The organism is Microbacterium sp. B24, assembly GCF_000333415.1.
Taxonomy (GTDB): Bacteria; Actinomycetota; Actinomycetes; order Actinomycetales; family Microbacteriaceae; genus Microbacterium.
Map to the genome: position 1 here is coordinate 39,673 of NZ_BADB01000386.1, position 14,242 is coordinate 53,914.

11 protein-coding genes are annotated in these 14,242 nt (G+C 70.2%); 3 read left to right on the forward strand and 8 right to left on the reverse strand.

Features of this window, described 5'->3' with window-relative positions:
* Positions 1-5: 5 nt before the first annotated feature.
* Positions 6-212, reverse strand: coding sequence for a cold-shock protein (locus I5I_RS10945; protein WP_028496198.1), 207 nt, complete (start codon positions 210-212; stop codon positions 6-8).
* 208 nt (positions 213-420) lie between these two features.
* On the opposite strand from I5I_RS10945, the gene I5I_RS10950 reads away from it, so the two are divergent.
* On the forward strand, positions 421-1,071 hold the full coding sequence (locus tag I5I_RS10950) for a GntR family transcriptional regulator (protein WP_036319449.1): 651 nt from the start codon (positions 421-423) through the stop codon (positions 1,069-1,071).
* Positions 1,072-1,116: 45 nt separating this feature from the next.
* Here the strand turns inward: I5I_RS10950 and I5I_RS10955 are convergent, their stop codons facing one another.
* Positions 1,117-1,863 carry an SDR family NAD(P)-dependent oxidoreductase gene (locus I5I_RS10955; RefSeq protein WP_036319452.1) on the reverse strand — a complete coding sequence of 249 codons (747 nt, stop codon included), beginning with the start codon at positions 1,861-1,863 and terminating at the stop codon, positions 1,117-1,119.
* 9 nt (positions 1,864-1,872) lie between these two features.
* Positions 1,873-3,078, reverse strand: a complete 1,206-nt coding sequence (locus I5I_RS10960; RefSeq protein WP_036319455.1) for an MFS transporter — start codon at positions 3,076-3,078, stop codon at positions 1,873-1,875.
* 60 nt (positions 3,079-3,138) lie between these two features.
* Here I5I_RS10960 and I5I_RS10965 point away from each other — a divergent pair, with 60 nt between their 5' ends.
* Positions 3,139-3,825 carry a GntR family transcriptional regulator gene (locus I5I_RS10965; RefSeq protein WP_036319583.1) on the forward strand — a complete coding sequence of 229 codons (687 nt, stop codon included), beginning with the start codon at positions 3,139-3,141 and terminating at the stop codon, positions 3,823-3,825.
* Between the two features lie 16 nt (positions 3,826-3,841).
* Here I5I_RS10965 and I5I_RS10970 read toward each other — a convergent pair whose 3' ends face one another.
* From I5I_RS10970 to I5I_RS10990, 5 genes are all read right to left on the reverse strand, one after another.
* A complete protein-coding gene (locus I5I_RS10970) occupies positions 3,842-6,085 on the reverse strand; it encodes an alpha-L-rhamnosidase (RefSeq protein ID WP_036319584.1) in 2,244 nt (747 codons plus the stop codon).
* A 71-nt stretch (positions 6,086-6,156) separates the two neighbouring features.
* Positions 6,157-8,244: a right-handed parallel beta-helix repeat-containing protein gene (locus I5I_RS10975; RefSeq protein WP_036319459.1), complete on the reverse strand. Its 2,088-nt coding sequence runs from the start codon at positions 8,242-8,244 to the stop codon at positions 6,157-6,159.
* Positions 8,245-8,295: 51 nt separating this feature from the next.
* Positions 8,296-9,174: a carbohydrate ABC transporter permease gene (locus I5I_RS10980; protein ID WP_239498508.1), complete on the reverse strand. Its 879-nt coding sequence runs from the start codon at positions 9,172-9,174 to the stop codon at positions 8,296-8,298.
* Positions 9,171-10,061: a carbohydrate ABC transporter permease gene (locus I5I_RS10985; protein ID WP_051039599.1), complete on the reverse strand. Its 891-nt coding sequence runs from the start codon at positions 10,059-10,061 to the stop codon at positions 9,171-9,173. Before I5I_RS10985 ends, I5I_RS10980 begins: the two co-directional genes overlap by 4 nt.
* A gap of 74 nt (positions 10,062-10,135) precedes the next feature.
* The gene (locus I5I_RS10990) at positions 10,136-11,506 is read right to left on the reverse strand and encodes an ABC transporter substrate-binding protein (RefSeq protein WP_036319463.1); all 1,371 of its coding nucleotides are present in this window, start codon (positions 11,504-11,506) and stop codon (positions 10,136-10,138) included.
* A 166-nt stretch (positions 11,507-11,672) separates the two neighbouring features.
* On the opposite strand from I5I_RS10990, the gene I5I_RS10995 reads away from it, so the two are divergent.
* Positions 11,673-14,207, forward strand: coding sequence for a glycoside hydrolase family 2 protein (locus I5I_RS10995; protein ID WP_051039589.1), 2,535 nt, complete (start codon positions 11,673-11,675; stop codon positions 14,205-14,207).
* Positions 14,208-14,242 lie beyond the last annotated feature (35 nt).

The window sequence follows — 14,242 nt, forward strand, 5'->3', positions numbered from 1 at the left end:
CGAACTCACAGGGGTCGGATGTTCTCCGCCTGCAGGCCCTTGGGGCCCTGGGCGATCTCGAACTCGACGCGCTGGTTCTCCTCGAGCGAGCGGTAGCCGCCCGACTGAATGGCGGAGTAGTGGGCGAAGACGTCAGCGCCGCCCTCATCGGGAGCGATGAACCCGAAGCCCTTCTCCGAGTTGAACCACTTGACGGTACCGCTGGTGCTCATGAACTGCCTTACTGACGTGCGATGACGACGCGAGTGCGCCGACGGGCTCCACGCTAACGGTCGGCATGGCCTCGCGCAGTATCAGATGAGACAAGGTGACACAAACGTTGCAAGAACACAGCCAAAGGTGGCAACCCCGACGCGCTCGCCCGCCGGCGGCCGGCAGCCGTACACTCGTCACTGAGATGACCCGAACCGTCTCAGCAAGATGTCTACTTTTCTTCGACCGATCGATCACGACGATCTGACCACTGGCGTAAGCCTGAGCGACGAGGTCTACGCGCGCATCGGCGCGGCCATCGTCGATGGCTCCCTCGCGCCCGGCGAACGTCTGCGTGACGGCGACATCGCGGCGCAGCTGGGCATCTCGCGCACTCCCGTGCGGGAGGCTCTGCAGCGCCTGGAGCGTTTCGGCCTCGTCGAGATCGCCGTCGGACGCTACACCCGCGTGTCCGTGCCCGACGAGCGCGTGCGACGCGAAACCGGAGTGTTCACCGCCTACCTCATGGGCAACGCGATCCGTCTCGCGCTGGCCAACGCCACCGACGACGAGCTCGACGGCATCGTCGCGGTGGCCGGCACCGTCGTCGACAGCGCGGCGCACCGCGACATCGCGTCGCTGTTCTCCCGCTGTACGCAGATGTTCGAGCTCATGACCCGCGCCACCCACAACACGGTGTTCATCGGCGTCGTTCGCGAGGTGGCGCTGACGATCGAGCGGAATCTGCGCGGTTGGGACCCGTTCCTCACGGCAGCGGCCGGTCGCGTCGACCTCTTCGAGGCGCTGCGACGCCAGCTCGCCGAGCGCGACGGTCGCGGCGCCGAGGAGACGCTGCGACGGCTCCACGATCTGCACTGATCCCGCGCCGATGCGAGTCGGCGGATGCCGAGTGACCGGCGGCGTTCAGCGTCCGAGCACCATGCCGCCGTTCGCAGAGATGATCTGGCCGGTCACCCACCCGGCATCCGGACCGAGCAGCCAGGCGATGATCCCGCCGATCTCCTCAGCCGTGCCCACCCGGCCGACGAGGGTCTGCGCGATGCGGTTCTGCACGACGTCGTCCGAGACCCCCGCCCAGAACTCGGTCCCGGGCACGAATCCCGGTGCGACGACGTTGGCGGTGCCGCCGAAGCGGCCCAGCTGCGCGGCGAGATCGAACATCCACGCGTGCAGGGCTGCCTTGGACGCCCCGTACGAACCCGTGCGCGAGCCACGCAGGGCCGACACCGACGACAGCAGCACGACGCGCCCCCCGTCGGCTTCCAGCGCAGGTCGCAGCGCTTCGACCAGCAGGACCCCGGTCATCACGTTGAGGTCGAATCCCGCACGCCAGTGATCGCGGACTGCTTCGAGGCTGTCGTCGGACGCCGCGGGGGCGTTCCCGCCGGCGGAGGCGACCACACCGACACAGCCCAGCCCCGCGTCGCGCACGGCATCCGCCACACGGCGCGCGCCGTCGGGGGTGCTGACATCGGCATCCACGACGAGGAACGACGACGGATCGTGGGCGGCGATCTCCTCGAGCGGTGCCCGCCGGCGGCCGACGAGGGTGACGTGGCGACCGGATGCGGCGAGGCGGAGGGCGGCGGCACGGCCGATACCGGTGCCGGCACCGGAGACGACGACGGTGGAGCGATGCGGGTCGTTCATGACACCACGCTAACCGTGCATGCCGCGGTCTCGGCGCGGAGTGATCGCGAGCGCGGCGAGCGGCGTCGCGCCGACCAGCGCGAAGGCGAGGGGGTAGCCGACCAGGGTGACGAGCGACCCGACCAGCGGGCCGACCGCCGACGCCGCGACGAACTGCCCGGTGTTCTGGATGCCGAGGGCGCGACCCGACCAGAAGGGTCCGGCCGCTTCGGCCACCGACGTGTACGCGAGGCCGTTGTCGGCGACCGCGATCGTGGACGCGACGAGATACAGCACGCCGACGAGCGCGTCGGCGTGCACGGCGCCGGCGACCGCGAGCGCCGCCATCGCCACGACACCGGCGCCGGCCACCCACCGCAGCACGCCGACGCGCGTGCCGACGCGGTCGCTGAGGTGGCCGACGACGACCCGGCCCAGCGCGCCCACGAACTGCGACGCCGCCACGAGCGCGCCGGCCGCCGCCGCACTCCACCCCATCGCCGTCACCAGCCACACCAGGCCGAAGATCGACAGCGCGAACTGCGGGACGACGAGCAGAGCCGAGGCCACGTGGATGCGGACCAGGAACGCGCTGGCGCGATAGGGGTTGGCCGCGGCATCCGCTCCACCCGCGCGGCGCGCAGGTCGCGGAGGATTGCGGATGCCCCACGCGCAGAGCACGGCGAGCGCCGCCGTCACGAGGGCGACCACGACGAAGGGCGCGGCGAGCCCGCCGTCGGCCAGCGGTGGAACGATCAGCGCAGCGGTGGCGACGCCGAGCGGCTGGGACATCTGGCGGATGCCCATCGCGAGTCCGCGGCGCTCCACGGGGAACCAGCCGATCACGACGCGGCCGCTGGCGGCGTTCGTGCTGGCCGAGGCGGCGCCACCGAAGGCGAGGAGCACGCCGAGAACGAGATAACCGTCGCCGCTCGCTGCGGCGGCAGCGAGCGAGAACACCGCGGTGAGGACGAGTCCGCCGGCGATGATCTGCCGCTCGCCGTAGCGGTCGGTGAGGACCCCCCACGCGACGAGCGTGCACACCATGCCGATGGTGGGCGCCGATGCCAGAAGCCCGGCCTGCGCGAGCGGCATGGCGCGCTCGGTGTGCAGGAGCGGGATCAGATACGCCGGCGCCGACACCAGGAGGGTGCCGGCGGCCTGCGCCAGCACACCCAGGGCCAGCATCAGCCACGCCCGCGTGGGCGTGGCCGTCGTCGTGTTCGCGCTCGGCATCGTCGGATCCTCCGTCGGGTACACTCTGGTATACCACTTTGGTGCACCAGAGGAGCGATGATGACCACCTCCCCCGAGACGAGCGGTCCGTACGAGCGTCTCCGCGCCGCCATCCTGTCCCTCGACCTGTTGCCGGGTGAGCGGCTGAGTGAACGGGGCCTCGAGTCGATGCTGGGCGCATCCCGCACCCCCATCCGCGCCGCCCTCATGCGCCTCGAGAACGAAGGCCTGACGCTTCGCGACGCCCGCACCTGGCGGGTCACTCCGATCGACCTCAGCGAGATCCGTGCGCTCATGGAGTACCGCGAGGCCCTCGAGACCGCGGTCGTGGCGCTCGCCGTGGACCGTGCCGAGGATGCGGACCTCGAAAGCCTCGATGCGATCGTTCGCGCCGGCGGCGAGCACGACGATGCCGACGCGGTCCTGCGCGACGGCAGCGACTTCCACGTCGCCCTCGCACGACTGTCGCGCAACCCGTTCCTGGTCGACGCGATCGCCGGCACGCTTCTGCGCCTCAGCCGCACGCGGTGGCTCGAGGTGCGCAGCGCCGCCTCCCGGGCCCAGGCGGCCGCCGAACACCGGGAGATCGTGACCGCGGTCGCCGCCCGGGATGCCGAGCGCGCACGGGCGCTCGTCGTCGCGCACGCCCGCGGCACGCGCGACCGGCTGCTCGCTTCGCTGTCCGAGGATCGCCTGCGCCTGCGCGGGCGCGGACTGTCGATCGTGGAGTCGGCCGCCGCGGGCTGAGATCGCGCCGGCCGCCTCACCCGTCGACGCGGTGCGGCGCGGCCCGCGTGACGACGTCGACGCGTTTCACCCGAGCGGCCATTGCCGGCGCGATGTCGACCTCGACGCCGTCCGGAGCCTCGTACTCGGCGCGCAGAGCGCCCTCCCCGTCTCGCCACCAGGAGAGCGCGATGCGCCCGCGCGGAGAGTCGATGCTCGTCGATGCCCAGGGGAGGCCCGCCGGCGGACGCGGGTCGATGCGCACCCGAGCCCACCCCGGCGCCGCCGGGACGAGACCGCCGATGACGCGATGCATCCAGTCGGCGACCGCGCCGAGGGCGTAGTGGTTGAAGCTCGTCATCTCCCCGGGGTTCACGCTGCCGTCGGGCAGCAGCGAGTCCCACCGCTCCCAGATCGTCGTCGCGCCCTGCGCCACGGGGGCGAGCCAGGACGGCGAGTTCACGTTGAGCATCAGCGCGTGCGCGTCGTCGAGGTGGCCGGTGCGCGTGAGTGCGTCGCAGAGGTATGGCGCGCCCGCGAAACCGGCGTTGACGCGGTGACCGGCGGTGCGAACCAGTTCGGCGAGGCGGCGGCCTGCTGCACGCGCGGCATCCGCTGTCAGCACACCGGAGACGATCGCGAGGGCGTAGACGGCCGGGGCGTCCGAGCGCAGGCGCCCGTTCGCCGTGGCGTAGACCCGTGCGAAGTCGCGCCGCAGACGATCGGCCCGCAGCTCGGCGTCGCGGGCGTCCTCCGCTCTCCCCAGAACGCGCGCCGTCTGCGCCACGATGGCGACACTCCGATACAGAGCCGCGGTGGCGATCACATCGCGATCGGCGACCGCGGCGAACGGATCGTCGGGTGGTGCCGTCGGATCGAGCCAGTCGCCGAACTGGAAGTCGCCCTCCCACACGCCACGCGCGGAGAGCCGTCCGCACACACGCTCGACGTGTGCGGTCATGCTCTCGTAGCTCTCCTCGAGCACAGCGACATCGCCGTAGGCCTCCCATATCGCCCACGGCACCCACACGGCGGCGTCGCTCCAGATCGCCGCGGACTCCGGCTCGGCACCCGGATCGACCGTCCAGCTGCGCAGCACATCCGGCACGACGTACGGCACGCGACCCTGTGCAGCCCGCTGCTCCGCCCGCAGATCGGCGAGCCAGTCGCGCAGGAAGGCCGACATGTCGAACAGGAAGCAGGCCGTGGGTGCGAAGACCGCGATGTCGCCGGTCCATCCCAGGCGTTCATCGCGCTGAGGACAGTCGGTGGGGAGGCCGACGGTGTTGCCGCGAAGGCTCCACACGACGTTCTGGTGGAACCTGTCGAGGAGGGCATCACCGCAGGAGAAGCGTCCCGTGCGTTCGAGGTCGCTGCCGACGACCACCGCCTCGACCGACCCCTCGACGGCATCCCACCCTTCGATGCGGGCGTACCGGAAGCCGTGGAAGGTGAACGTCGGCTCGATGACGTCCTCGCCGCCGCTCAGCGTCACGATGTCTTCGGCGCGGGCCGAACGCAGCGGTCTCGTGGCGAGCGTTCCGTGTTCGAGCACCTCGGCATGACGGATGCGGAGGACGTGACCGCGCGGGCCCTGCACGCGCAGTCGCGTCCACCCGACGAGGTTCTGACCGAAGTCGACGATCACCGCGTCGGACCCGTCGGTCGACATCTCCGCGGGTGAGATGACCTCGTGTCGCACGATCGGCGGGCCGATCCGCGGCACGAGCCGCGTCGCGTCGATCCGTTCCGTGTCGGGGGGATGCGAGCGGCCGCCGTCCCGGGTGAGGTCGATGGTCTGCCCGTCGTACAGATCGTCACGGACGATTGCCGACGCGGTGACGTCCCATGTCGCGTCCGTGACCACGCCGAGCGTCGAGCCGTCCGCGAAGGTGATCTCCAGCGCGGCCGCCACACCCGGCTCGTCACCGTAGAGACGCTCCGCACCCCACCACCCCAGACGGCCGCAGTACCATCCCCGGCCCGCGGTGAGCCGCAGCTCGTGACGGGCACCGGCGACGATCATCGCCGTCACGTCGTGGGTGGCCACCCGCAGCCGCCACGGGTAGGAGGTCCATCCCGGGCTCAGCACGTCGCGGCCCACACCGACGCCGTCGATGGCGGGCTCCACGAGACCCTCCGCGGTGACGGCGAGCCGAGCGGTGACCACGGGGCCGTGTCGCGCAGGAATATCGATGACCCGGGTGAATCGCGGCGCACCATCGATGACCACGCGGTCGTCGCTGCGGGGTGCGCGCAGCATCAGAGCGTGCTCGATCATCATCGCCTCCGGTGGAGCGTGGTCGCCTCGGCGGCGGCGGGGTCGGGTCCGCCACCGCCGCCGAGGGGTCATCAATTGATCGTGACGTCGCCGACCTGGATGCCCCAGGCGGAGACCGGTCCGAAGCGCACCTCGACGGCTCGGGTCGCCGCCGGCAGCGCCCCGCTCGTGATGGTGCGCGTGGTCCATCCGTTGGTCGTCGCGACCGCGGCCGTCGCCGTCGTCGGCACGGCGGTCTCGACCCCCGAGGCGTCCAGTGCCACGATCGTGATCGCCGACGGGGGCTGCGAGAAGTGGAAGGTCGTGAGGGTCACGACCTTGCCCGGTGCCGCATCCCACCGGATCCAGCCGGCGGCGTTGTTGCTGCGCTTGAACCGCGCCGCGTCGCCGGCCATGTTCGACAGCGGCCCCGTCGTGTCGATGACGATGTTCGCCGATCGCGCGGTGCTGATGCTCCAGTCCGCCGCCGGATCGAACAGCGCCGGGGCGGGCGACGGCGGTGCGGCCTCATGGAAGCCGCGTGAGGGTGCCGCGGTGGGCGAGACCGCGTTGCCGAAGAAGTCGCGCAGCCCGTTGGCGGACTGTACGGCGCCGCTGGAGATCGCCGGGGATCCAGCCGTCAGCTTGTACGCGTTCGCCACGCCGAAGCCGTCACCCGTCGTCCCCGGAGCGACGAACCCGGGATCGGCGGTGATCTTCGCCGCGTCCGCCGGCTCACTCACTGGATGGTTCCCCGAGAAGAGGTTCGACGAGAAGACCGCGTTCGTCCCCAGGCCCGGGTAGGTGTACTCCCCCGTGCCGCGGTTGTCGACGATGTTGTTCGTGAACCACCACTGGCCGGGCGTCGAGGACGCGCACGCCCCGGCATCCCCGTCGCAGTAGATCGGCTTGGCCGGAGAACCCGGGGGGATCACGATGGTGTTGTTGTAGATGCGCACCGGCGCCGGCACACCCCACGAGAACGTGATGACGCCCTTCTGACCGCCCCACGCGTCGTTGATCGACAGATTGTCGCGCACGACGACATCGCTCGAGAAGCCGCCCATCAGCAGGAGGAAGCCGCCCTCGTTGTCGTGAGAGTAGTTGTACTGAACGCGCGTGTTCGTGCTGCCCATGTCGACGTCGAAGCCCTGGCCGTCCGTCTTGTGGAGGCGCGTGCCGGACACCTCGTTGAACTGCACGAGCGTGTTCATGCCCCGGGTGGGCCAGATGCCGGCGGATGCGGGCATGTCCGAGCCCTCGAAGGTGCGCTGACCGGCACCGCGCACCACGTTGCTCTCCAGCACGGCGCCGTCGGTTCCGAAGGCGAGGATGCCGTCGCTGTCGGGATCGATGACGGTGTTGGCGCGAACGCGCACGTTCGACGTGAGTGCGGACTGCACGACGACCGTCTGGCTGGTCGTGAAGTAGCTGTTGTCCCAGACGACGATGCCCGTGCGGCCGACGTTTTCGACGTGGTTGTTCTCGATGAGCACGCCGTCGAAGTTGGCACCCATGGCGGTCGTGTCGACGACGATGCCACCGTTGTCATGGGCGTCGAGGCCGCTGCATGCGAAGCACCCGTTCACGTCGCTCACGGTGTTGCCGCGGATGACGATCCCGCGCAGGGTCGTGTTGCCCGCGGAGTTTCGCACCTGGATGCCGGCGCGCGCGGTGCCCGGCGTCGTCGCGCCGAAGTTGTCGGTGCCGGAGTTGTTCGTGATGGCGAGATTCTCGATGGTCCACCAGCTCTGGTTCTCGAGCTGGACGGCGCCGCCGGTCGCCAGCGGTGCACCCGAGATCGACGGCGCCGCGCCGGTGCCGTAGGCCGAGATGGTGATCGGCGCCCCCGACGCACCGGAGCCCTTGGGCGCGAGCTGACCGCTCCACGCACCACCGCGCGCGAGCAGGATGCTGTCTCCCGCCGCGAACGTGCGCGACGTGGCCGCGGCGAGGGACTTCCACGCCGTCGCCGGGCTGGTGCCGGCCGCGGCGTCATTGCCGGTCGCGCTGTCGATGTAGTAGGTAGTTCCGGCCGCGATCGCGGCGGGGGCCGCCACGGCGCCGGCCGTCAGGCCGCCGGCGACGATCGCCGCTGCGAGCGCGAGACGGCCGAGCGTCCGGGGCCGCGGGCGAGCGCTCGCGATGCGCAGACGGAGGGGGACGATCCGTCGTTTCATGGGTTCTCCTTCAGGTGCACCGTCCGCACCGTTGCGGACGGAGTGCGATCCTCAGTCCTTCATGCCGGCCGAGAATCCCGCATTCGCGAGAAGCGGCCGCTGGAAGACGAGGAAGAGTGCGATGGGCACGACAGCGGCGACCACGAGGATCGCGAAGAACGTCGTCAACTCGTTCGTCCGCTCGAGCATCGGCAGCGCCACCGAGATCGGGCGCAGCTTCGGGTCGGTGAGCACCAGCGACGGCCAGAGATAGTCCTTCCAGGCTCCGATCGCCGCGAGCAGGGCGACGACCCCGAGGATCGGGCGCGCAAGCGGCAGGACCACGCTCCACATGATCCGGAGGGGACCGGCCCCGTCGATCTGCGCGGCCTCGATGAGCTCGCGCGGCAGGCCTCGCAGGAAGCCCGTGACCAGCAGCACCGCGAACGCGTTGGCCGCCGCGGGCAACCACACGGCCCAGTAGGTGTTCTGCAGCGAGACACCGGTCCCGAACAGGTCGACGACGGTCAGGTAGAGCGGAACGAACGACACGATCGCCGGGAGGAAGATGGTGGCGAGCACCGCGGCCGAGAAGATCGGAGCCCATCGGGGGCGCATGATCGCGATGACGTATCCGGCGCTCAGGGCGACCACCACCGTCACAGCGGCGGAACCTGCGGCGAGCACGAGGGTGTTACCGAGCAGACGCGCCGTGTCGACGCCACGGAAGGCGTCGACGTAGTGCTGCCACTCGGTCATCCGGGCGAACACGCCGAGCGGGTCGGCGAGCACGTCACCCGTCTCTCCGAGCGATGCGGCGACGAGCCACAGCAGAGGGCCGAGTCCGGCGACCGCGAGCCCGACGAGAACGAGCGCATGCACGACGAACAGCGGCACCGCGACGCCGCGGCGGCGGCGCTCGGCCGGGGTGAGGATCGCGACCTCGCTCACTCTTGCCACCTCCTGGTGAGTCGGAGGTAGACGGTGGAGAGCACGGCGAGCACGAGCGCGAGGAGCACTCCGAGCGCTGTCGCCGCGCCGTAATCCGCTGACCCGCCGAACGCGTAGCGGTACATGAGCAGAAGCACGGTCAGCGTGGCGTTCTGCGGTCCGCCGGAGGTCATGAGGAAGGGTTCGGTGAACACCTGTGCGGCCCCGATGAGCTGGAGCAGCAGCATGATCAGGATGATCGTGCGCATCTGCGGAAGCGTCACATGCCAGATTCGCCCCCACACACCGGCGCCGTCCAGGGTGGCGGCTTCGTACAGCTCGGGTCGCACGGCGGTCAGCGCCGCGAGGTAGACGAGGACGCTCGTCCCGGCAGCGGCCCAGGTCGCCTGAAGCACGATGGACGGCATCGCCAGCGCGGCATCGTTGAGCCAGGCGAACGGGCCCACTCCGAGTGGCCGCAACGCGCTGTTGAACAGGCCCGTCGGCGCCGGGTCGTACGCGAACCGCCACAGCAGAATCGCGACGACGGGCGGAACGATCACCGGGAAGTAGGCGAGCGCCGCATACGCCCCGCGGGCGCGCGCCCGCACCGTCGAGATCACGACGGCGAGCGCCAGGGGCAGCGGAAATCCGAACACGATCGCGAGCGCGGTGAACCAGAGCGTGTTCACGACCGCCTGACCGAGCTGCGGGTCCTCGAGCACATAGACGAAGTTGTCCCACCCGACCCAGTCGACGGGGCCGATGAAGGTCGTGCGCTGAAAGCTCATCAACGCGCCGAGGACGATGGGCCACCAGGAGAAGGCGGCGAAGACGACGATCGTCGGCGCGGCGATCGCGAGGGCGACCAGATCGCTGCGCCGGTGGCGTCGAGAGCGGGCGGACATGCGGGACTCCGTCGGTGTCGAGAGGGGTGCGGTGGGGCGGCGCGCCGCCGCCCCACCGCGGGCGAGCGCGGTGCTCACCGGGACAAGACGGCCTGCGCCTTCTTCGCCGCGTCGGATACCAGGGTGCCGATGTCGGCGTTCTGGTCGGTGATGACGGCCTGCACGACCGGATCGAGCGTCGCGTAGATGTCCTGGCCCTTCACAGGCGGTTCCGACTGCACCTTCTGCTCGGCGACCTTGTCGAGGTAGGGCCGGAAGTTCGCCAGCGGAACGTTGTTGAGGTCGGAGATCCAGGACAGGTACTGGTCGTACGCCGCGCTGGTGACCACGGGCAGGCCCGGGATCGCGACGGCCGAGCCCTGCGTGGCCAGTGCCTTCGCGTCGGCCTGTGCCGCATCCTTGCTCTCGTACTTCGCCAGAGCGGACAGCTGCACCCACTCGACCGCGGCCTTCACCTGTGCCGGAGATGCGTCGGGGCGCACGACCTCGATGTTGCCGCCGGACAGCGTGACGGGTGCCTGGCCGGCGGTGGCGGTCGGCATCGCCGCGAAGCCGAAGTCGGAACCGGGGAAGCCCAGCTGTTCGGTCAGCGGACGATAGGCATCCGACTGGAGGACGAACATCCCCACCTGGCGGCCGGCGAATGCCTGCGCCAGGTCGAGCGCCGCCATGAGCCCGTTCGGCGACATACTGGCGTCGGTCCAGCGCATGTCGTGGATGAGGCGCAGCGCGTCGGTCGTCGCACTGTCATCGAAGGTGATTTGATCGCCCTTGTCGTTCACGAGGGATCCGCCCCGCGACGCCGCCTCGGCTCCCAGCACCCAGCCGCCCTGGTTGTCGGTGGTGACCTGTGCGAAACCGTAGGCGCCGGTCTTGTCGTGAATCGTCTTGGCTGCCGTGCGCACCTCGTCCCACGTCGTGGGCGGGGAGTCGGGATCGAGGCCCGCGGCCGTGAACAGGGCGCGGTTGTACACCAGCCCCATGGCGTACGCCATCGTCGGAACGCCGTAGGAGCGCCCGTCGGCGCTGACCAGATCGACCAGCTGCGGATTGAGCTTCGCGGTGACACCGAGCTGGTCGACGGCATCCGTGATGTCGGCGACCTGCTTGCGCTCGATGAGGCCGCGGATCTCCGTGAAGGGCACGCCCATGACGGTGGGAAGGTCGCCGGCGGCGAGGCGGGCGGAGAACGTCTGAGCGTCCCAACCGTCCTCGGTCGTGGTGACGACGTACGTCGGGTGGTCCTTCTTAAAGGTCTCCACGAGCGCGTTGAACTGCGCGAGTCGCGCCGTCTCGGTCGCGGCCGGCTGATTGCCGATGACGATCTCGACGGGGCCGGTCGGGTCAGGGCTCGCGCCGCCGCTGCATGCGGTGAGCGCGGTCGATGCGAGGCCGAGGAGGGCTGCAGCGCCCACCCAACCTCGGATGCGGAGTGGTCTCTTCATCGAAACTCCTCTTTCTGGTGCCGGATTGCCGACACTCGGTGCGTGTTGTACTTTGAACTCATCGGGATGCCAAAGCGCTTTTGCACGATAGCCCCCGAAGGGCCGACGATGCAAGACCGCATCACCACATCCGCCTCCGAGCGACCGACTTCAAGGATGAAAACACGTGCTCCTGCGCCTACCCACCCCTGCCACGTGGCAGCTCACCGCCCTGTCCGGCCCGGTGCCGGATGCGGTCGCCCACGCACCCGACGGCACCCCGCGTCGCTTTGCCGCCCCCGTTCCCGGCGACGTCCACATGGCCTTGCGCAGCGCGGGCGCGATCGACGACCCCCACGAGGGCGACAACGAGCGCCGGCTGGCGTGGATCGGACAGTCCGACTGGTCGTACGAGACCACTCTCGAGCAGATCGACACCACCGCGGAACGCATCGACCTCGTTCTCCACGGCGTCGATACACATGCGGTGCTGCGGGTCGACGGCGACGAGCGCGCCCGCCTCAGCAACATGCACCGCACGTGGCGCGTCCCCGTCCCGGAGCTCGCCGCGGATGCCGTCGCCCTGCGCATCGACATCGACTCGCCCGTGGCGGTCGCCACCGCCGAACGCAACCGTCTCGGCGCACGATGGAGCGTCTTCAGCGATCTGTCTCCGTTCATCCGCAAGAACGCCTGCGCGTTCGGCTGGGACTGGGGCCCCGCGCTGCCCGGGTCGGGAATCTGGCGCCGCGTCAAGATCGAAGCCTGGTCGACCGCCCGTCTGAGCGCGCTGCGACCGACGATTCGCCTAGACGGCGTGGACGGCGTCGTCGACCTGGATGTCGAACTGGAGCGCTCGGGTGCGGTCGGCTCCGACGCAGCCCTCATCATGATCGCCAGGATCGGGGACGTCGGCGTCCAGGTGGACGTCGAACCCGGCGCCGTCCACGCGCACGCTCGCCTCGACGTTCCCGCGCCAGAGCGCTGGTGGCCCGCAGGACTCGGCCCGCAGACCCTGCACGATCTGGTCGTCACCCTGACGACCTCGGAGGGCGACGTGCTCGACACGCAGACGCGTCGCGTCGGCTTCCGCGACCTCGTCGTCGAGCAGGTCGACGACGAGGTCGGGCGCAGCTTCGGCATCACCGTGAACGACGTGCCGCTGTACGTCCGCGGGTTCAATTGGATTCCCGACGACACGTCGCTCGCCGCGGTGACAGAGGACGACGTGCGTCGACGTGTCGCGGAGGCCCGAGACCTGGGGGCGAACCTCCTGCGGGTCTGGGGAGGTGGCGTCTTCGAGTCCGACGAGTTCTACCGAGCGTGCGATGAGGCCGGAATGCTCGTCTGGCAGGACTTCCTCTTCGCGTGCGCGGCCTACCCGGAGGAGGAGCCGCTACGCACCGAGGTCGAGGCGGAGGTGCGCGAGAACATCACCCGCCTCATGCCCCATCCGAGCCTGGCGCTGTGGAACGGCAACAACGAGAACCTCTGGTTCTGGTTCCTCCACGACTGGGAGCACGCCCTCGAGGGCGCGACCTGGGGCGAAGGCTTCTACACCGACCTCCTGCCGACCCTCACCGCCGAGCTCGACCCGGGGCGCACGTACCTCATCGGCAGTCCGTCCTCGGGCGGGCGGTGGGACGATCCCAACGATCCGACACGGGGTGTCGTGCACTGGTGGATACCCGACGACTATCGCGCCTACGACGATGTCAGGCCGCGTTTCGTCTCGGAGTTCGGCTTCCAGGGCCCTCCCGCACGTGTGACCTTCGACGCCGTGACGCACGATGCGGATCCCGCTGCGTTCTCCCCCGGCACGGTGCAGCGACAGAAGGCCGAGGGCGGAACGGAGCGCATCAACGACGTGCTCGCGGCGCACTTCGGCGTCCCGCGTGCTTTCGACGAGTGGTACTGGCTCGCCCAACTCGATCAGGCGCGGGCGGTGCGGTACGGCGTGGAACGGTTCCGCTCTCTGGAACCCTTCTGCCGCGGAACGATCGTGTGGCAGCTCAACGACTGCTGGCCCGCGTTGTCCTGGTCGATGATCGACGTGAACGATCGGTTCAAGCCCGTCGCCTACGCCGTGCGCGAGGCGCATCGCGATCGCATCGTGGTGCTGCGCCAGGAGGACGGGGCTCCGGCGCTGTTCGTATGCAACAGCACGAGCACGGTCTGGTCGGTGGACGTCGAGGTGCAGCGCTGGCGTCCGGACGATCTGGTCGAGCGGTGCTCACTCCGTGTCGTCGCAGAACCTCATCGCTCGACCCGCGTAGACCTCTCCGTGATCGCCGCCGCGCTCGCGCCCGACGAACTCCTGATCGCCACGGCGCTCGCGCCGGACGGTCCGACCCGCAGCTCGCTGCTCGGCGGGACCGATCGGCAGTTTCCCGATCGCGTTCCGGCGTTCGAGCTGAACGTAGAGGTCGCGCCGGACGGTGTCGGCATCCGCATCGACGCGCACACGCTCCTGCGCGACGTGACGCTGCTCGTCGATGCTCTCGACCCCGACGCGCACGCCGACCGCAACGTGATCACCCTCCTGCCGGGCGAGCACGAGATCTGGCGGATACGCACGGCACACCCCGCGGTGTTCACGCCCGAGCGCGTGCGCGCGGCGGTCCGCACCGCCCACGCGGCGAGCGATCCCGATCCCGACTATCGCGGACTGGCGCAGCTCGAACGCGAGAAGGCCGCGCGAAGCGCAGCGGCGCGCGGATGAGCTGCTCGCGGCATCCTCCCCCGGCGGATGCCGCG

Coding starts and splice junctions, on each gene's coding strand:
- I5I_RS10975 (WP_036319459.1), bottom strand. CDS start 8,244: ATGAAACGACGGATCGTCCCCCTCCGTCTGCGCATCGCGAGCGCTCGC.
- I5I_RS10990 (WP_036319463.1), bottom strand. CDS start 11,506: ATGAAGAGACCACTCCGCATCCGAGGTTGGGTGGGCGCTGCAGCCCTC.
- I5I_RS10985 (WP_051039599.1), bottom strand. CDS start 10,061: ATGTCCGCCCGCTCTCGACGCCACCGGCGCAGCGATCTGGTCGCCCTC.
- I5I_RS10955 (WP_036319452.1), bottom strand. CDS start 1,863: ATGAACGACCCGCATCGCTCCACCGTCGTCGTCTCCGGTGCCGGCACC.
- I5I_RS10960 (WP_036319455.1), bottom strand. CDS start 3,078: ATGCCGAGCGCGAACACGACGACGGCCACGCCCACGCGGGCGTGGCTG.
- I5I_RS10965 (WP_036319583.1), top strand. CDS start 3,139: ATGACCACCTCCCCCGAGACGAGCGGTCCGTACGAGCGTCTCCGCGCC.
- I5I_RS10970 (WP_036319584.1), bottom strand. CDS start 6,085: ATGATCGAGCACGCTCTGATGCTGCGCGCACCCCGCAGCGACGACCGC.
- I5I_RS10945 (WP_028496198.1), bottom strand. CDS start 212: ATGAGCACCAGCGGTACCGTCAAGTGGTTCAACTCGGAGAAGGGCTTC.
- I5I_RS10950 (WP_036319449.1), top strand. CDS start 421: ATGTCTACTTTTCTTCGACCGATCGATCACGACGATCTGACCACTGGC.